A 17,727-nucleotide genomic window follows, 5' to 3' on the forward strand; every position below is an offset into this window, starting at 1 on the left:
GGCCCTAAGGGCGCGGCACGTTGCGGAGGTTGGAGCGGGCCATCTGGAGCATGCGCCCCACTCCCCCGTCCAGCACGATCTTCGAGGCGGACAGCGCGAAGCCGGTCACCATCTCGGCGCTGATCTTCGGCGGAATGGACAGGGCGTTGGGGTCGGTGACGATGTCGACGAGGGCGGGACCCTTGTGCTTGAAGGCCTCCTTCAACGCCCCGGCGAGCTGTTTGGGCTTCTCGACGCGCACTCCGTGGGCGCCACAGGCGCGGGCCACGGCGGCGAAGTCGGGGTTCTTGTTGGTGGTGCCGTAGGAGGGGAGTCCAGCGACCAGCATCTCCAACTCGACCATGCCGAGGGAGGAGTTGTTGAAGAGGACGACCTTCACCGGCAGGTCGTACTGCACGAGGGTGAGGAAGTCGCCCATCAGCATGGAGAAGCCGCCGTCGCCCGACATGGAGACGACCTGTCGCTCCCGGTCGGTGAACTGGGCGCCGATCGCCATCGGCAGCGCGTTCGCCATCGAGCCGTGGGAGAAGGAACCGATCACCCGGCGGCGGCCGTTGGGCGTGATGTACCGCGCGGCCCAGACGTTGCACATGCCGGTGTCGACGGTGAACACGGCGTCCTCGTCGGCGAGTTCGTCCAGGACGGAGGCCACGTACTCGGGGTGGATCGGGACGTGCTTCTCGACCTTGCGGGTGTACGCCTTGACCACGCCTTCCAGGGCGTCGGCGTGCTTCTTCAGCATCCGGTCGAGGAAGCGCCGGTCGGTCTTCTCCCGCACCCGGGGTGTGAGGCAGCGCAGGGTCTCCTTCACATCGCCCCACACGGCGAGATCGAGCCTGGAGCGGCGGCCCAGGTGCTCGGGGCGGACGTCGACCTGGGCGATCTTGACGTCGTCGGGAAGGAACGCGTTGTACGGGAAGTCGGTGCCGAGCAGGATCAGCAGATCGCACTCGTGGGTGGCCTCGTAGGCGGCGCCGTAGCCGAGGAGGCCGCTCATGCCGACGTCGTAGGGGTTGTCGTACTGGATCCACTCCTTGCCCCGCAGGGCATGCCCCACCGGGGACTTGAGCTTCTCCGCGAACTCCATGACCTCGGCGTGCGCGCCCGCCGTGCCGCTGCCGCAGAACAGGGTGATCCGGTCCGCCTGGTCGATCATCTCGACGAACCGGTCGAGCTCGGCGTCGCCGGGGCGGACGGTGGGCCGGGAGGTGACGAGGGCGGTCTCGACGGCCTTGTCCGGGGCGGGTTCGTCGGCGATGTCGCCGGGGAGCGTGACGACACTGACACCGCGGCGTCCCACGGCGTTCTGGATGGCGGTGTGCAGCAGCCTCGGCATCTGCTTGGGGCTGGAGATCATCTCGCTGTAGTGACTGCACTCGGCGAACAGCCGGTCGGGGTGGGTCTCCTGGAAGTAGCCGAGGCCGATCTCGCTGGAGGGGATCTGCGAGGCGAGCGCGAGAACGGGGGCCATGGAGCGGTGCGCGTCGTACAGGCCGTTGATGAGGTGCAGGTTGCCGGGCCCGCAGGAGCCGGCGCAGGCGGCCAGCTTCCCGGTGATCTGCGCCTCCGCCCCGGCCGCGAAGGCGGCCGTCTCCTCGTGCCGGACATGCACCCAGTCGATGGCGGGGGTGCGGCGGACCGCGTCCACGACCGGGTTGAGGCTGTCTCCGACCACGCCGTACAGGCGTTTCACCCCGGCGCGGACGAGGATGTCGACGAACTGCTCCGCGACGTTCTGCTTGGCCATGGTGCTCTCATGCCCCTTCGGTCTCCGGAGATCCCTGTGGGTTCCATGAATTCACAGCGCGGGCCGTCACGCCTCCCACACAGCGGCGGCCGTACGGTCGTCCGCGTACCCCTTGACCCTGGTCTGGGCGTCGGCGAGGAAGGCGGCGAGGCCGGGGGCGGCGGGGGCCGACCACCGCTCGGTCAGGTACGCGCTGAGTCCGCTTTCCCCGCGCAGCGGCTCGGCGAGACCGCCGCTGCACATCAGGAGCGTGTCACCCGGCCGGGCTACGGAGGCGCGGAAGCGGAAGGGTTCGCGGGGCGGCTCGGGGGCGGGTTCGTACGGGCTCGGGGGCGTCGGGATGCCGAGGTCCATGGTGAGCCGGTCGCCGTCCGGGGTCTCGGAGGGCAGCGCGCCGAAGCCGACGACCGGTGCGCCGGGGACGTCGAAGACCCGCGGCTCGATGTCCTGCCACTCGCCGTCGCGCAGCCGGAACAGTCCGCCGGGGCCGACGCCGAAGAAGACACGGGTCCGGCACGCGGGGTCGGCGGGCAGCAGCAGACAGCGCAGCCCGGCCGCGTACTCCTCCGGGTCGACGCCCTGCTCCGCCGCGCTGGCCCGGAGTTTGCCGAGGCTGCGGTCGGTGAGGCGGTGCAGACCCGACTTCAGGTCGCCGCGCCGGCCCGCCCTGATGTCCTCGGCGAGCCGGGCGTGGCTGCGGCCCACGGCCCGCCCGATCCAGTGGCAGGCCTCGGCGGCGGCACGGTGGGCGCCCGGGGTGGCCCGCGCGCCGGTCGCCATCGCGACGAGCACGAGCGCGTGTTCGCCCGCGCCGAAGCGGGCGGTGAGCAGCGCGTCCCGGCGCGGCTCGCCCCGGAACCGCGCGGAGTCACCGCGCACCGAGGCCGCCCGCAGGGTGCACGCCCCGTACCGGGCCCCTTCCAGCACGGTGTCCGCGACCAGGTCGTCGAGGTCGTCCGGGTCGGCCGGGGGCAACGCCGTGGGTTCGGCCTCGTAGGTGGGGGGCCCGGACCCGACGACGGCGACGGGCCGGGGCAGGGGGGCGGGGATGTCGACGCGGGTGGGGGTGCGGGGAGCGTCGGCGGGCGCGCCCTGCGGTCCGTCCCGCTCCGGCGCGACGGTATCGGTGTCCGCGGCACCTGTGGCGTCTGCGGCACCGGTGGCACCTGCGGTGTCTGCGGTGTCCGCCGTTTCGGTGCGGGTGGTGGGCGGGATCGTGGGGGCCGGTGGTCCGAAGGGCGGCGGGGGCGGCGGGGGCGCGGACGAGGGGGGCGGCGGGGCGTCCGGGGGCATCCGTGCGGCGGGGGCGTCCGTGGAGGTGCGGCCACCGGGCGCGACGTCACGGGGCGGCGGTGCGGGGGCCAGGCTGTCCCACGGGGGCGTCGGCTCGGTGAAGGCTGCCGGCTCGGTGAGGTCGGTCGGTTTCGGGCCGGACGGGTAGGTCGCCGGTCCCGCGGGCGGGTCGGGCGGTGGTTCCCAAGGAACGCGCTGCCCGCCGGACTCCGCGCGCCGCGGGACGTCCACCGCCCCGACGCGACCGGCTCGCGGCGCCGGAACCCCGGCCTCCGGGAGGGCGGCGGAACCGGCGAGCGGTGCGGAAGGAGCGCTCTCGGCCTCGCCGTCGCCCTCGGACCCGCCCTGCCCGTCCACCGTCCCGGCCACCGAGGCGAACCGGTCGTCGAGGGTGTCCGGCGTGGCCGTGGGGCCCGTGTCCGGGGTGGTGTCGTCGTACAGCTGCCCCCACCAGTCGTCCTCGTGACCGCTGGACTTTCCCCCCTGCTGACTCATGCCCCTGATTGTCCACCGCCTGGGCCGGATGGAAACGGGGCATCGGGAAAATCCGGCGACACGGGACACATCGAACGGCACGTCGAGTGACATGTCGAATGTTCGTACGACACACGTCGCCGGGCGGCACCACCCCCCACGGGAGAACCGCCCGGCGACTCCCGGCCGACCCGGGCCCGGATGCCCCGAGTGTGACCTGCCTCCCTGTCGCTCCGCTGTGCCTCGTCCCGTGCCGCGGTCTCCCCGCGCCTGCGCCCGTCCCGGCCCGGCTCGACGTGAACGTCCCTGGTCAGCCGCGCTGACCTGCGCGTTCGCCGAGGCTCCGGCACTCTGGACAGATGGGAGCGGTGGATCTCCTGCTCGTCGGTCTGGTCATTCTGCTCGGTGTGGGCGGAGTGCTGGTTCCCGGTGTGCCGGGGTCGTGGCTGGTGTGGGCGGCGGTCCTGTGGTGGGCACTGAAGGATCCCCAGCCACTGGCCTGGGCCGTCCTGGTGGGCTCCACCGTCGCGCTGTTCCTCTCCCAGGTGGTGCGCTGGGCGCTGCCGCCGCGTCGGCTGCGGGCGAGCGGCGCCACCCCGCGCATGGGGATGTACGCCGGGGTGGGAGCGTTCCTCGGTTTCTTCCTGCTGCCCGTGCTGGGCGCGATCCCCGGCTTCATGGGCGGCATCTACCTGGGCGAACGCCTCCGGCTCGGCCGCCACGGCGAGGCCAGGGCGGCCCTGCGGACGGCGATGCGCTCGGGCGGCTCCAGCGTGCTGGCCGAGCTGTTCACCTGCCTGCTGATCATGGGGGCGTGGCTGGGGGCCGTGTTCTGGGGATGACCGCCCGCCCGACGGCCGCCCGCCCCATCGGTGACCGCGGTGGCCGTGCCGACGGTGGTGGCCGTACCGGCCGCTGTAGGACCGGGGAAGTAGGCCCAGGATCCGATGCGCCGGGCGGGGCCGGGGTGTTTGGGTGGCTGCCATGACCGAATTCAGTGAGGCCGAGCGCACGTACCTCAGCTCCCAGCGCCTGGGGAGGCTGGCCACCGTCGACGAGCACGGCCAGCCCCAGGCGAACCCCGTCGGCTTCCACCCCCGGCCCGACGGCACGATCCTGGTCGGCGGGTACGCGATGGGCGCCACCAAGAAGTGGCGCAACCTCCGGAAGAACCCGAAGGTCGCCCTGGTCGTCGACGACATCGTCAGCGTGCGGCCGTGGCAGGTGCGCGGCATCGACATCCGGGGCGAGGCGGAACTCCTGACCGGCCCGCACGACCTGGGCCCGCACTTCAGCGAGGAGGTCATCCGGATCCATCCGCGGCGGATCCACAGCTGGGGCCTGGAACCCCGAGAGGCCGAGGACCTGGCCTAGATGCCGAAGGGGGCCGCGTAGCGGACGGTCCCGCCGGGCAGCGGACGGCCCGCGTCGAGGGCGAGGGCCATCATGGCCTCGTCCGGGACGTCGATGGTGAGGCCGATGCCGTGGGCGGAGGCGCGGGTGAAGCCGAAGCGCGGGTAGTAGGCCGGGTGACCGAGGACGGTGACGAAGTGCTCGCCCCTGTCCTCGGCCGCCTTGAGCGCGGCGCGGACGACCGCGGATCCGGCGCCGGTCTTCTGGTACGCGGGGAGGACGGCGACCGGGGCCAGGCACAGGGCCGGGGTGTCGTCGATGTGGCAGCGGGTCAGCAGCGCGTGGCCGACGACCCTGCCGTCCCGGTCGGCGGCGACCAGGGACAGGCCGTCGATCCAGGAGGCGTCGGTCCGCAGGGCCTCGACGAGGTCGGCCTCCAGTGGGGTCTCGAAGGCGGCCAGGTCGATCTCCCGGACGGCGGCGAGGTCGGCGGCGGTCTCGGGGCGGGTGATCCAGTCGGTGCGCTGGTTCATGGCGGGGTGCTGATCCGTTTCCTGGGTGGTGTGCGGGTCTTGGCGGTGTGGTCGGCGGGAGCGGGTCAGCCCTTGGGCTCGCGCTCCAGGGCGAGCAGGCTCACCTTCCGGTCGAGGCCGCCGGCGTATCCGGTGAGGGAGCCGTCGGCGCCGATCACCCGGTGGCAGGGCCGCAGGATCAGCAGCGGGTTGGCGCCGATCGCGCCGCCGACGGCCCGGACGGCGGCGCGGGAGGCGCCGATGCGGGCGGCGATCTCGCCGTACGTCGTGGTGGCGCCGTACGGGACGGTGTCGAGGGCGGCCCAGACCTTCTCCCGGAAGGCACTGCCGTCACTGCGCAACTCCAGCCGGAACTCCTTGAGTTCACCGGCGAAGTAGGCGGTGAGCTGTTCCTCGGCGGTACGGAGGAGTCCGGGGTCGTGGCGCCACCCCTCCTGGACGGTAAGGCCGTTCTTCTGGCCGGGCACGGAGAGGGAGGTGAGCACGCCGGTCGGGTCGGCGGTGAGGAGAAGTGGCCCGAGCGGGCTGTCCACGGTGGCGTAGTGCGTGTCGGTGAGGGTCATCAGTACTCCAACTCCCCTGCTGTGCGCAGGTGTCGCAGGGCGTATGAGCGCCAGGGGCGCCAGGTGTCGGGGATGTGCGGGAGGCCCGGTCCGGGGGGTGGGGCGACATCGGGGTCGCCCAGGGCGCGGGTGCGGATGGTGGCGGCGGTACGGGCGTCCAGGCCGGGCAGGGCGAGCAGCGCCGCTTCGGCGTCGTCGCGGTCGGCGCCCGGGTCCAGCCTCAGGACACCGTCGGCGAGGGCGGCGGTGAGCGCTCCGAGGGGGCCGGCGGGCTCGGCTCCGGCGAGGACGGCCGGTTCCGGGAAGAGGTGGGTGAGGCTCCCGCTGGGGGCGTCCGGTGGCTTGCCGTACCGCTGGACGAGCCGTTCCGCCTCGGCCCGCCCCACCAGGGCCCGCACCGCGAGTTCCTCGGGGTCGGCGGCGCCGGGGGACCGCAGGCCCGGCCGGGCGGCGACCAGTGGGGCGAGCCGCGGGTCGGCGCCGAGCCGTTCGTCCACGGCGTAGGGGTCGGCGTCGAGGTCGAAGAGCCGGCGCAGTCGCCCGACGGCGGTGGTCAGGTCGCGGGGATCGGTGAGGTGGAGCCGGGCGTCGAGCCAGCCGCCGGGGTGGGCGCCGGACGCGGTCCCGGGTGCGCCCGGCCGCTCGTCGACGGCGACGATTCCGGTGCCGTGCGGCAGGCGCAGGGTGCGGCGGTAGGTGCGGCGCCCGCGCGGCCCGCCGATCTCCTCCACGCCGGCCACGGCCTCGGCGGCCAGCAGGTCGAAGACGGCGGAGGACAGGTACGGGCCCCGGTGCGCGAGACGCAGCGGGATGCCGGCGGCCGAGGCGGCGGGGGCGGTCGTACGGCGGGAGGCGCGGCCGTGGCCGTGGCCGCCGCGCGGGGCGGCGGACCGCAGTGCGCTGGGCGTCGAGGCGTACACGTCCCGCATGGTCTCGTTGAACTGCCGCACGCTGGCGAAGCCGGACGCGAACGCGATCTGGGTGACCGGCAGGTCCGTGGTCTGCAGCAGGACGCGCGCGGTGTGCGCCCGCTGGGCGCGGGCGAGGGCGACGGGCCCGGCGCCGAGCTCGGTGGTGAGCTGGCGCTGGACCTGCCGGGCGCTGTAACCGAGCCGCGCGGCGAGCCCGGCGACGCCCTCCCGGTCGACGACACCGTCGCCGATCAGCCGCATCGCCCGGCCCACCGCGTCGGCCCGTACGTTCCACTCGGCGGAGCCGGGCACGGCGTCCGGACGGCACCGCCGGCAGGCCCGGAACCCCGAGCCCTGCGCGGCGGCGGCCGTCGCGAAGAAGCGGACGTTGTGCCGTTTCGGCGTCACCGCCGGGCAGCTCGGCCGGCAGTAGATGCCGGTCGTCTCGACGGCGAAGAAGAACTCGCCGTCGAACCGCCCGTCCCGGCTGCGCACCGCTTCATACCTGCTGTCCTCGTCCATCACACCGTCCAGTGTGGCCCTGGCCGAGGGCCGCGGCTGGCGGAAATCGGACGCGGAGACGGCGGGCGCGCCGAGTACCGCCCCTCTCCGCACCGCCACGCCCTCCCGGCACCGCGACCTGCACCGGCGCCGCTACGCCCACCGGCCGCGCTTCGCCTCCATCGCCGCCTTGCCCTCCGCCCCCTTCCGCTTCCAGTCCCGCCGGATCTCGGCGCGGAGCCGGGCGTCGGTCTTGGCGACGATCCGCTGGTTCTCCCGCAGGAGCTTGCGGTAGCTCTCCAGCCGCCGCTCGGGCAGGACACCCTCGTCGAGGGCGACCAGGACCGCGCAGCCGGGTTCGCTCTCGTGCGCGCAGTCGTGGAACCGGCAGCGCGCGGCCAGCTCCTCGATCTCGGAGAAGACCTGTCCGACGCCGGTCTCGGCGTCCCACAGGCCGACCCCCCTCAGGCCCGGAGTGTCGATGAGGACACCGCCGCCGGGCAGGGCGAGCAGGTTGCGGGTGGTAGTGGTGTGCCGTCCCTTGCCGTCCGCGTCGCGGATGGCCTGTACGTCCATGACGTCCTCGCCGAGCAGCGCGTTCGCGAGCGTGGACTTGCCCGCGCCGGACTGCCCGAGCAGCACGGACGTGCCACCGGAGACGAGGGCAACGAGGACGTCGAGCCCGTCCCCGTCCACCGCGCTGACCGGCAGCACCGGAACACCCGGCGCGGTCGTCCCGACGTCCTGGACGAGATGCCCGAGCGTCACGGGGTCCGGCACGAGGTCCGCCTTGGTCAGCACGACCACGGGCTGCGCGCCGGACTCCCAGGCCAGGGCGAGGAACCGCTCGATGCGGCCGAGGTCGAGTTCGACGGCCAGCGACACGGCGACGATCGCGTGGTCGACGTTGGCCGCGAGGATCTGCCCCTCGGACCGCTTGGACGAGGTGGAGCGCACGAAGGCGGTACGGCGCGGCAGATACGACCGTACGTAGCGCGGGTTACCCGCGGGTTCGACGGCGACCCAGTCGCCGGTGCACACGACCCGCATCGGGTCGTGCGGGGTGACGAACGCGGTGTCCGCCCGGACGAGCCCGTCCGCGGTGACGACGTCGCACTGCCCACGGTCGACCCGGACCACACGGCCGGGCAGGAGCCCCTCGGGCTCGTGGGGGGCGAACTCGTCGGCCCATGCGCTGTCCCAGCCGTAGGGGGCGAGCGCGGAGAAGACGGTGGAGACGGTGGAGACGGAAGAAGCAGCAGAAGCCGAGGAAGCTGCGCTGGAAGTCAAGGGTGACCCTTCACAAGGGCGGCCCCGGCGGCGCGCTCACTGGCGCGCGAAGGACGGAGTGGTCAGCCGGAGACCGCGGAGGTGGAGTGGATGATGTTCTGGTTGCGGGCAGCGCCCGTCACAGAGACAGCCATTGGTCACACCTCCCGTTTCTCGCTCGCTCGACAGCAGTGGCCACCGGCCACCGCACGACTCGCAGACACCATAGCGACGGACACGCGCGCAGCGCCACGGGTTTCTCTCCACCGCGTCTTCTTCTCGCCCGCCGCCCGATCGCACCGATGCCGACGTGACCGGCAGGGGACGAGCACGTCCGCCGAGGGGGGCGTTCCACGACGGGGAACGCGTGGACGTGCCTGCGCCCCGAGGTGGCGGGACGTGGCTGGTGGGCACCGGCAGGAACCACCACTGCCCGGCGCCGTGTCGGGCGGCGACGGGCAGTTCGGGGCGGGCGGGCCGCCGGACGGGTCAGTCCTTCGTGCAGCTCCGGCCGTTCAGCGTGAAGTCGTACGCCGGTGAGTTCTTCCCCTGCCAGGAGGCGAGGAAGCCGAAGGAGAGGGTGCCGTCCGCGGGGACCTTCTTGTTGTAGTCGGCGGCGGTGGCGGTGATGCGGGAGTCGTTCTGGGTGAAGCTCGCGTCCCACATCTGGCCGACCTTCTGGCCGTCCTTGAAGGACCAGCCGACGCGCCAGGAGTCGAGGGCCTCGTCGGTGGTGACGGTGATGGTGGCCTGGAAGCCGTCGGGCCACTCGCTGACCAGGGCGTAGTCGACCTCGCAGGAGGCGGGTTCGCTCTTGTCGGGGTCCGGTTCGGCGCCGCCGGGTGCGGTGGTGGAGGCCGTGCCCTGGGGTGTGGTGCCGGGGTTCGTGCCGGCGGACGCCCGGGAGGTGCTCGGCGAGCCGGACGGCGTCGGCTGCGGGGAGGAGGCGGCCGGGGCGAGGGTGGACGGGAGGGACGAGCGCGGGTCGGCCACCGGCTGCCGGTCGCTCGTGTCGCCGGGCGACGCGGCCCCGTTGTCGGCGCCTGCACCCGGCATCATCGAGACGGCCAGGGCGAGCAGGGACACCAGGACGGCCGCGACGAGCAGGCCGTTGCGCACGACGCGCGCCTTGTGGGCACCCGGGTTCGGCGGGCCGTCGAGTTCCGGGCGTCCCGGGCGTCCGGCACCGAGACGGACCTCGGCCGCCCGGCGGCGGCGCTCCAGGTAGGCGAGGCCGCCCCAGCCGATCACGCCGCCGGCCAGCGCCGCGGGCAGCCCGCCCCCGTGCAGCCGCAGGCATGCGGCGGCCTCCGCGCACTCGACGCAGCGGGCCAGGTGCCGGGACAGGTCGTTCGGGGTGTCGGCGGCGGGTGAGCGGGTGACCGCGTCGAGGAGCCGGGCGTAGCTGCGGCACTGCGCGTCCATCGGTGTGTCGAGATGGTTGCGGTGGCAGCGGTCCCGGAACAGGCCCCGTACCTGGGTGAGTTCCTCGCCCACGACGGCCGGGTCGAGTCCGAGCCTGCGGGCCACCACGGACAGCGGCAGCGCCTCCACCTCGGCCAGCCACAGCAGCGCCGCGTCCGGTTCCTGGAGGTCGCGCAGACCGCGCAGCGCGAGCGGGCGCTGCAGCGGGGGGCCGGTGTAGCGGGCGGCCTTCTCGGAGTTGAGCCACAGGCGCAGTTCGGGGTCGAGCTTGTGGCCCTGGTCCTGCGTCTCCCAGACCGACGCCGTGTTGCGTACGGCGGTCAGCAGCAACGGGATCCGGGGCAGCCGGGCGGGGCGGCGGCCCGCGGCGCGGGCGGGGGCGTACTCGGCGTCGCGGGCCTCGCGCATGCCGAGGGAGAATGCCTCAGTGGCCAGTTGGGTGGCCGCGGTGGAGCCGGACGTGCACAGGTCGGCGTAGGAGAGCACGGCATCCCAGCATTCTGAGAACAGCGCGGCCTCGGCGGCGTCCTGGGGAGTCGGCAGGTCGGGCATGGGTCTCCTGCGTATACAAGCGAGGTCAACTCGCCATACTGGCAAAGAAGTTGGGGGGAACCTCGCGGCAGGCCACGAGCTTTTCACGTCTCCCACACAACTGACAAGCGGGCTATTCAAATCCGGTTACCGGGCATCGCGGGGCCAGAGCTCTCCCCCCGCACCCCGTCGCTCCCGATGTAATACGGACAGAAGGCCGGATCGTATCGATCCCACGCCCACCTCGCACGGATTCCGTGCCTCGCCCGCCCTGCCCGAGGGTACGGGCCGACACGCCGACGCCCGCGCACCTCGTCGAGAAGGTGTCGCGGGCGACGGTCTACTACCGCTCCGAGCAGGCGGGTTACACCTCGGCCGACTCCGGCGCCGAGCCCTGCGTCGGGTCCTGCTCCGACTCCTTGGCCGGAAGGCTGTCCATGAACGAACTCACGGAGAAGACCGCGCGGCCGGGCCCGGGAGGGCCGTATCCGGGAGGCGAGGACAGGCCGAACTCGTCCATGGTGGCGCGATAGGCCTCCAGGAGGCGGATGTGGTACTCCAGCGGCGCACCCTGCGGGTTGGCCTTGCCGAGCGGGGTCGTCGGCTCGGGGCACCAGGTGGTGAAGCGGGGCGTGATCCCGTGCGACATGAAGAAGCGCAGACCCTCGGTGGTGGAGGCGATGGCCTCGTCGACCGTGGTGAAGCCGGAGGGCTCGGCCATCTCCACACCCGCCACGAAGTTGGGGATCACGTTGCGCGCGCCGAAGACGTCCGCCGAGTCGAGGATGCGCTTGTGCCACTCGTCGCGGCCGACGTAGCGCTCCTTGCCCGGGCAGTACAGCTCGAACAGACGGCGGTCCCACACCTCGTAGTTGGGGTGGTAGATCTGCACGCCGTAGTCCTTGAACCGCTGCACGTCGTCACGCGGCAGCGCCTGCGCGACCACCTTGCCGATCCAGCGGCCCGGGAAGTGCTCCTCGATGGCCTTGGCGTAGAGGCCGTAGAAGTCCGCCTCGTCGCGGCCCTGCAGCTTCGAGGTGATCGCGCCACCGGTGAGCGTGTAGGCGGTGGACGCCTTCGCGGTGTCGTACCGGTCGATGATCTCCAGCGCTTCGAGGACCTCGTCGACGTCCTTGACACCGGTGTAGGGGCGTCCGGCAGCCTTGTGCTGGCGCCAGTTGTGGTTGATGTCGCAGTACTGGCACTCCTCCTTGGCGCCGAAGTACTGACAGACCCGGAAGACGGTGAGATAGATCAGGTAGCCCCACTGGATGGTGGGCGCGACCTCCATCACGGACTTCCCGTTGGAGAGCTTGTGCCGGTAGTACTCCGGCATCGGCGGCACCCCGACGTCGGAGATGCGCTTGCCGTCGAGGTACAGGCCGAGCACGCCGTCCGCGTCGGCGGCCACGCGGTAGGGCGAGGCCGGGTTCACCCGCACGGACACGACGGTCCGGCGCAGGTCGTACGGCCCGCCCGTGAGGATGATCTCCTCCGGCGGGCGCCGGAGCGCGGCCTCGCCGAGCTCGGGAAGGGTGCCGTGGTCGAAGGAGAAGATGAAGTACGACTTCGGCTTGACCTCACCACTCTCGTTGTCGCTCAGGGCAGACGGGTCGAAGGCCACCCCGCCCCGGAGCAGATCCTCTTTGAAGACGGCCTCCCGTGGTACGTGCGGGAACCGCTCCATCAGATCCTCGACCAGTGCGGTACGACTGCCCATCCCGTGTCTCCTCCCGGCTCAGGCGTACGACTCCTCACGGTATGCCCTCACCCGCGCGCGAGCCGTGCCGGGTCCCTCCCACCGCACGAGATGCCCCGATGTACCGGCTTCTGTCCGTGTCCGGAGTCTCACGCCTCCCGCTCCAGCGCCCCCGGATCCACCGGGTGGGCCAGCCGCCCGCCGGACACGAACCGCTCCGCCTCGGCTACGGCGCTCGCGCCGAGGCGGGCCGCCTCGTTGCCCTGGGAGCCGGCGACGTGCGGGGTGACGAAGGCGTTCGGGAGGTCGAGGAGGGGCGAGTCGGCGGGCAGCGGCTCGGGGTCGGTGACGTCGAGGATCGCGGAAAGGCGACCGGTGCGCAGCTCGTCGATCAGGGCGTCGTGGTCGACGAGCCCGCCGCGCGCGGTGTTGACCAGCACCGCCCCGTCGGGCATGAGGGCCAGCTCACGGGCGCCGATCAGATGCCGGGTCTCGGGGGTCTCGGGGGCGTGCAGGGTGACGATCTCGGAGGTGCGCAGGAGGTCGTCGAGGCCGAGCAGCGGTACGCCGAGGGCGGCGGCCCCGGCCTCGTCGACGTACGGGTCGGTGAGCGCGGGGCGCAGGTCGAAGGGGCGCAGCAGCTCGATGAGGCGGCGGCCGATCCGGGAGGCGCCCACGACGCCCACGCGGCGGCCGTGGTTGCCGACGCCGGGGACGAGGCCCCACCCGGGGTGGACACGCTCGGCGCGCAGTCGCTCCCGGCCGGCGAGGACGTCCTTGCCGGCGAGGAGGATCATGGCGAGGGTGTACTCGGCGACGGGGACGGCGTTGGCCTCGGCGGCCGAGGAGACGGCGACACCGCGCCGCCACAGCTCGGGGGTGGCGAAGCCCTTCACCGAGCCGGCCGAGTGGAGCACCGCGCGCAGCTCGGGCGCCGCGTCGAGGACGGCCGCGTCGAGGCGGGGGCAGCCCCAGCCGGTGACGAGGATCTCGGTGCGGGCGAGCGTCTCGCGGACCGCCGGGGCCGTGAGGTCCTCCGCGACCAGGGCGGGGTCGATGTCCACGGTCGCCCGCAGCCTGGCGAGGAGGTCCGGCGGGAAGACCAGCGGCACGTTCTGGGCGGTCATGGCGAACAATGCCTGGGGACGCTCGGGCAAGGCGGGGCCTTCCGGTCGAGGACACGGCGACAGCATGCGGGAGACACGGCCGTAGAAACCGCTCTCTACGGTAGGTGGCGGTAAATGAGAAGGTCAACGCACACGCACTCTCCGGGAGGAACGACGAACATGGCGGAGACGGTCACCAACTGGGCGGGCAACATCACCTTTCTCGCCGGGGAGCTGCACCGCCCGCACTCGCTCACCGCGCTCGGCGCCCTCGTGGCCGACAGCGCGAGGGTGCGGGTGCTGGGCAGCGGGCACTCCTTCAACGAGATCGCCGAGCCGGGCCCCGGCGGGGTGCTGCTGTCCCTGGCCGCGCTGCCGGTCGAGATCGACGTCGACACGGCGGCCCGCACGGTCCGGGTCGGCGGCGGCGTCCGGTACGCGGAGCTGGCCCGCCGGGTGCACGCCCACGGGCTGGCGCTGCCCAACATGGCGTCCCTGCCGCACATCTCGGTGGCCGGCTCGGTGGCGACCGGCACCCACGGGTCGGGGGTCGGCAACGGCCCGCTCGCCTCGGCCGTGCGCGAGGTGGAGCTCGTCACCGCGGACGGGTCGACGCTCACCCTCGGGCGCGGGGACGAGCGCTTCGGCGGCGCGGTGACGTCCCTGGGCGCCCTCGGCGTCGTCACCGCACTCACCCTTGACCTGGAGCCCGCCTTCGAGGTCGAGCAGTATGTGTTCACCGAACTCCCTTCGGCCGGGCTGGACTTCGAGACGTTCGAGGCGGTGCTGGCCTCGGCGTACAGCGTGAGCCTCTTCACCGACTGGCGGGCGCCCGGCTTCCGGCAGGTGTGGCTCAAGCGGCGCACCGACCAGCCGCTGCCGGACTTCCCGTGGGCCGCGCCCGCCGTGGAGAAGATGCACCCGGTGCCGGGCATGCCGGCCGTCAACTGCACCGAGCAGTTCGGGGTCGCGGGGCCGTGGCACAAGCGGCTGCCGCACTTCCGGGCCGAGTTCACGCCCAGCAGCGGCGCCGAACTGCAGTCGGAGTACCTGCTGCCGCGCCGGTACGCCCTCGACGCGCTGCACGCGATCGACGGGATCCGGGACACCGTCGGCTCCGTCCTGCAGACCTGCGAAGTGCGTACCGTCGCCGCCGACGAGCAGTGGCTGAGCCCCGCCCACGGGAGGGACACCGTGGCCCTGCACTTCACCTGGGTCGAGGACACCGCCGCGGTACTGCCGGTCGTACGGCGGTTGGAGGGGGCGCTGGACGGCTTCGAGGCGCGACCGCACTGGGGGAAGGTGTTCACCACCCCGGCGGAGGTGCTGCGCGGGCGCTACCCGCGGCTCGGCGACTTCCGGAAGCTGGCACGGGCGCTCGACCCGGAGGGAAAATTCGCCAACGCCTTCGTGCAGAATGTACTGGCGGACTGACCTCCGGGTGACTTTATAAAGCCCCTTTCCTAACCCCTTGTCGAAAGTCCTCCACGGCCCATAGCCTTGCGCCGCGCCGGTGCTGCTGCCGTCCCGGCTCGGCCTGGAAGGGATGGGGGCAACTCCGGTGAAGCGCACATCACGCGACATCCGCACCGCGAACCGCTACGAGGTACTGCGCCAGATCATCGCCGCCTCACCCACGTCACGCCAGGAACTGGCGGCGGCCACCGGGCTGAGTCTGGCCACCGTCGCCACGCTCGTCGGTGAACTCCTCGAACTCCGGATGATCACGGAGGTCGGGTTCGAGGACTCGGCGGGCGGTCGCCCCCGGGGGCTCGTGGCCGTCAACGCGTCGGGGGGCGCGTTGATCGGCGTCGACATCGCGGAGACATACGTCCATGTCGAGCTGTTCGACCTCGGGCTGAACGTCCTGGCCCGCGCCGAGGAGGACGTCCGGCCCGGCGAGAGCCTCCCCGAGCAGGTGGTCGCCCATGTCGCCGGCGCCGTGGGCTCGGTGGTCACACAGGCCGGCATCGAGGGCGCCCGGGTGCTCGGCGTCGGCGTGAGCGTGCCGGGTCAGGTGGACCGCGCGACCGGTATCTCGGAGTACGCGCCCAACTGGGACTGGCACGACGTGCCCCTGCTCGACCTGCTCACCGAGCACATCGCCTACCCCCTCTACCTGGACAACCCGCTGCGGGCCAGCGCGGTGGCCGAGCTGTGGTTCGGGGCGGCGCGCGGACGCGGGGACGCCGTGGTGATCAACCTCGGGACCGGGGTGGGTGCCGGGCTCGTCCTGGGCGGCGGGCTGCACCGGGGCGTCAGCAACAGCGCCGGCGAGTGGGGTCACACCACGATCGTCCTGGACGGAAGGCCGTGCCGCTGCGGCAAGCACGGCTGCGTGGAGGCGTACGTCGGCGCGTCCGGGATCATGCTGAGCCTGCGGGAGCTGAGCCCCGACAGCACACTGCTGCACCCGGACGACCAGACGGCCACCATCGCCGCGCTGGCCGGGGGGCTGCGGGAGCGTGACCCGGTGGCGCTCAAGGTGGTCCGCGACACCGTCCGCTATCTCGGCGCCGGTATCGCCGACCTGGTCAACCTGTTCAACCCGGAAGTGGTCGTGCTCAGCAGCTGGGTCGCGGCCGCCCTCGGCGAACCCCTGGTCGCGGAGGTGCGCGAGGCCGTCGCCCGGCACGCGCTGCCGCGGCCGATGGCCGCCACCGAGATCGTCCTCTCCCCCATCCCCACCGACCCGGTGTGCCTGGGCGCCGCGACCTTCGCGCTCGAAGGGGCGCTCCAGTCGGTCGGACAGCGGAGCCCGTCGACGCCGAGGGTGCGGGTGCGCGGCGGCCCGAGGGGCTGAGGCCGCGGCGGCCGGCCGAGCTCCGCGGGACCTCCGGGCGGCCGGTGCCGGGCCGGGTCCGCAGGCGCCCGAACCCCCTCACGTCCGGTATTCCGAACGCCGCACAACGCTTGGAACAGGCTTCGTCCAACCCCTTGCCGAAGCCTTAGCCGAAGGTTAACGTCCCGGCACCGCAAGTCCCTTTGAGCCATCTGGCGCTGAGCGACAGAGCCGCAAGCCGTACTCGAGACAAGGACGTCACCATGTCGGCACTGAGCAACCCCAACTGGGACCGCCGCACCGTACTGCGGGCCGCGATGGGCCTGGCCGCGGCGGGCGGTCTGACCGCGTGCGGCGGGAACACCGGCCGCAGCGGCGGGGGGTCGGGCGACGCGCTCGTCCAGTACTTCCACGCGTACGGCGAAGCGGGCACCGAGCAGGCGATCAAGAAGTACGCGAAGGCGTACGACAAGGCCAACGTCACCACTCAGTGGATCACCAGTGCCGACTTCGAGAGCAAGCTCTTCGCCACGCTGCTCACCAAGAACGCGCCCGACCTCTTCGAGTTCCACCCGCAGATACAGATGATCAAGAGCGGCCAGGTGGCGGACCTGACCGACATCGTCGACCCGGTCAAGGACGACTTCAACCCGGCCGACATCAAGTCGCACACGGTCGACGGCAAGATCTACGGCGTCCGGATGATCGACGACCCGCAGTTCTTCTTCTACCGCAAGTCGATGCTGGAGCAGGCCAAGGTCGAGGTGCCGACCACGCTCGACGAGCTGATGGAGGCCGCCGCCAAGCTGACCACCAGCAAGGTCAAGGGCCTGTACATGGGCAACGACCTGCACAACGTCGTCAACCCGATGATCTGGTCGGCCGGTGCCGACACCCTCGACGAGAAGAACCAGATCGCCTACCACACGGACGGCGTCATCGAGGGCCTCAAGAAGATGCGCAAGCTGTTCACCAGCGGCGACCTTCTCCTCGGCGCGCCGACCGAGTCCTGGGACCCCTCCTCGCTCAACCAGGGCCTGTGTGCCATCCAGTTCTGCGGTATGTGGGCGATGCCGGGGATCCAGGCCGCGCTCGGCGACGACTGGGGGGTCTTCCCCTTCCCGAAGACCGTCGACTCCGGCAAGCAGTCGGTCTACAACGGCGGTTGGTCGATGTTCGTCAACGCCAAGGGCAAGAACGTCGAGGCCGCCAAGGAATACGTCAAGTGGCTGTGGATCGACCAGAAGAAGTACCAGGAGGAGTGGGCCACGTCCTTCGGCTTCCACATCCCGCCGCGCACCTCGATCGCAGAGTCGGCCACCAAGCTCAAGTCGGGCAACGCCGCCGAGGGCGTCAAGCTCTTCAACGAGTTCGGGCACTTCGACAACATCGGCTGGACCCAGGCCATGATCACCGCTCTCGAGGACGTCTTCGCCAACTCCGTCCGCAAGGACATGGACCCGGAGGCCGCCCTCGACAAGGCCGACGCGGCCGTCAACCGCGAACTCAAGAAGCTGTTCGGATAGGCCGCGGGACGGAC

14 protein-coding genes are annotated in these 17,727 nt (G+C 72.3%); 5 read left to right on the forward strand and 9 right to left on the reverse strand.

All coding sequences use genetic code 11. The features are described 5' to 3' along the window. Positions 1-4 precede the first annotated feature (4 nt). Together ACZ5VD_RS16540 and ACZ5VD_RS16545 are read right to left on the reverse strand one after the other, a co-directional pair. Entirely contained in the window at positions 5-1,747 is a 1,743-nt protein-coding gene (locus ACZ5VD_RS16540) for a pyruvate dehydrogenase (protein ID WP_468682549.1), read from the reverse strand. Positions 1,748-1,813: 66 nt separating this feature from the next. Continuing rightward, a complete protein-coding gene (locus ACZ5VD_RS16545; protein WP_468682550.1) occupies positions 1,814-3,535 on the reverse strand; it encodes a protein phosphatase 2C domain-containing protein in 1,722 nt (573 codons plus the stop codon). A 338-nt stretch (positions 3,536-3,873) separates the two neighbouring features. Between ACZ5VD_RS16545 and ACZ5VD_RS16550 the strand changes: the two genes are divergently transcribed. Together ACZ5VD_RS16550 and ACZ5VD_RS16555 are read left to right on the forward strand one after the other, a co-directional pair. Continuing rightward, positions 3,874-4,356, forward strand: a complete 483-nt coding sequence (locus ACZ5VD_RS16550; RefSeq protein WP_468548029.1) for a DUF456 domain-containing protein — start codon at positions 3,874-3,876, stop codon at positions 4,354-4,356. Between the two features lie 142 nt (positions 4,357-4,498). Beyond that, the gene (locus ACZ5VD_RS16555; protein ID WP_468548030.1) at positions 4,499-4,888 is read left to right on the forward strand and encodes a PPOX class F420-dependent oxidoreductase; all 390 of its coding nucleotides are present in this window, start codon (positions 4,499-4,501) and stop codon (positions 4,886-4,888) included. Here ACZ5VD_RS16555 and ACZ5VD_RS16560 read toward each other — a convergent pair. The 7 genes from ACZ5VD_RS16560 to ACZ5VD_RS16590 form a co-directional block, all read right to left on the reverse strand. Beyond that, positions 4,885-5,400 carry a GNAT family N-acetyltransferase gene (locus tag ACZ5VD_RS16560; RefSeq protein WP_468682551.1) on the reverse strand — a complete coding sequence of 172 codons (516 nt, stop codon included), beginning with the start codon at positions 5,398-5,400 and terminating at the stop codon, positions 4,885-4,887. The two genes, ACZ5VD_RS16555 and ACZ5VD_RS16560, sit on opposite strands and share 4 nt — an antisense overlap. A gap of 65 nt (positions 5,401-5,465) precedes the next feature. Continuing rightward, the gene (locus ACZ5VD_RS16565) at positions 5,466-5,963 is read right to left on the reverse strand and encodes a methylated-DNA--[protein]-cysteine S-methyltransferase (RefSeq protein WP_468548032.1); all 498 of its coding nucleotides are present in this window, start codon (positions 5,961-5,963) and stop codon (positions 5,466-5,468) included. Continuing rightward, complete coding sequence (locus ACZ5VD_RS16570) at positions 5,963-7,396, reverse strand: DNA-3-methyladenine glycosylase 2 family protein (protein WP_468682552.1); 1,434 nt, start codon at positions 7,394-7,396, stop codon at positions 5,963-5,965. Before ACZ5VD_RS16570 ends, ACZ5VD_RS16565 begins: the two co-directional genes overlap by 1 nt. Before the next feature lie 132 nt (positions 7,397-7,528). After that, complete coding sequence (gene rsgA / locus ACZ5VD_RS16575; RefSeq protein ID WP_468682553.1) at positions 7,529-8,665, reverse strand: ribosome small subunit-dependent GTPase A; 1,137 nt, start codon at positions 8,663-8,665, stop codon at positions 7,529-7,531. A gap of 468 nt (positions 8,666-9,133) precedes the next feature. Next, entirely contained in the window at positions 9,134-10,621 is a 1,488-nt protein-coding gene (locus ACZ5VD_RS16580) for a cellulose binding domain-containing protein (RefSeq protein ID WP_468548035.1), read from the reverse strand. A 343-nt stretch (positions 10,622-10,964) separates the two neighbouring features. After that, positions 10,965-12,320, reverse strand: a complete 1,356-nt coding sequence (locus ACZ5VD_RS16585) for a radical SAM protein (RefSeq protein WP_468548036.1) — start codon at positions 12,318-12,320, stop codon at positions 10,965-10,967. 128 nt (positions 12,321-12,448) lie between these two features. After that, entirely contained in the window at positions 12,449-13,456 is a 1,008-nt protein-coding gene (locus ACZ5VD_RS16590) for a hydroxyacid dehydrogenase (RefSeq protein ID WP_468682554.1), read from the reverse strand. 129 nt (positions 13,457-13,585) lie between these two features. Here ACZ5VD_RS16590 and ACZ5VD_RS16595 point away from each other — a divergent pair, with 129 nt between their 5' ends. The 3 genes from ACZ5VD_RS16595 (at position 13,586) to ACZ5VD_RS16605 (ending at position 17,713) form a co-directional block, all read left to right on the forward strand. After that, positions 13,586-14,839, forward strand: a complete 1,254-nt coding sequence (locus tag ACZ5VD_RS16595; protein ID WP_468682555.1) for an FAD-binding protein — start codon at positions 13,586-13,588, stop codon at positions 14,837-14,839. A gap of 112 nt (positions 14,840-14,951) precedes the next feature. Next, positions 14,952-16,208 carry an ROK family transcriptional regulator gene (locus ACZ5VD_RS16600; protein ID WP_468548039.1) on the forward strand — a complete coding sequence of 419 codons (1,257 nt, stop codon included), beginning with the start codon at positions 14,952-14,954 and terminating at the stop codon, positions 16,206-16,208. A 242-nt stretch (positions 16,209-16,450) separates the two neighbouring features. After that, positions 16,451-17,713, forward strand: coding sequence for an ABC transporter substrate-binding protein (locus ACZ5VD_RS16605; protein ID WP_468682556.1), 1,263 nt, complete (start codon positions 16,451-16,453; stop codon positions 17,711-17,713). The last annotated feature ends 14 nt before the right edge of the window (positions 17,714-17,727 follow it).

The sequence above is a fragment of the Streptomyces sp. NPDC032822 genome, from assembly GCF_055578825.1.

What these genes read in the sequence shown, in the direction of transcription:
- ACZ5VD_RS16540 (WP_468682549.1), bottom strand. Translation starts at nt 1,747, where the DNA reads ATGGCCAAGCAGAACGTCGCGGAGCAGTTCGTCGACATCCTCGTCCGC.
- ACZ5VD_RS16545 (WP_468682550.1), bottom strand. Translation starts at nt 3,535, where the DNA reads ATGAGTCAGCAGGGGGGAAAGTCCAGCGGTCACGAGGACGACTGGTGG.
- ACZ5VD_RS16550 (WP_468548029.1), top strand. Translation starts at nt 3,874, where the DNA reads ATGGGAGCGGTGGATCTCCTGCTCGTCGGTCTGGTCATTCTGCTCGGT.
- ACZ5VD_RS16555 (WP_468548030.1), top strand. Translation starts at nt 4,499, where the DNA reads ATGACCGAATTCAGTGAGGCCGAGCGCACGTACCTCAGCTCCCAGCGC.
- ACZ5VD_RS16560 (WP_468682551.1), bottom strand. Translation starts at nt 5,400, where the DNA reads ATGAACCAGCGCACCGACTGGATCACCCGCCCCGAGACCGCCGCCGAC.
- ACZ5VD_RS16565 (WP_468548032.1), bottom strand. Translation starts at nt 5,963, where the DNA reads ATGACCCTCACCGACACGCACTACGCCACCGTGGACAGCCCGCTCGGG.
- ACZ5VD_RS16570 (WP_468682552.1), bottom strand. Translation starts at nt 7,396, where the DNA reads ATGGACGAGGACAGCAGGTATGAAGCGGTGCGCAGCCGGGACGGGCGG.
- ACZ5VD_RS16580 (WP_468548035.1), bottom strand. Translation starts at nt 10,621, where the DNA reads ATGCCCGACCTGCCGACTCCCCAGGACGCCGCCGAGGCCGCGCTGTTC.
- ACZ5VD_RS16585 (WP_468548036.1), bottom strand. Translation starts at nt 12,320, where the DNA reads ATGGGCAGTCGTACCGCACTGGTCGAGGATCTGATGGAGCGGTTCCCG.
- ACZ5VD_RS16595 (WP_468682555.1), top strand. Translation starts at nt 13,586, where the DNA reads ATGGCGGAGACGGTCACCAACTGGGCGGGCAACATCACCTTTCTCGCC.
- ACZ5VD_RS16600 (WP_468548039.1), top strand. Translation starts at nt 14,952, where the DNA reads ATGGGGGCAACTCCGGTGAAGCGCACATCACGCGACATCCGCACCGCG.
- ACZ5VD_RS16605 (WP_468682556.1), top strand. Translation starts at nt 16,451, where the DNA reads ATGTCGGCACTGAGCAACCCCAACTGGGACCGCCGCACCGTACTGCGG.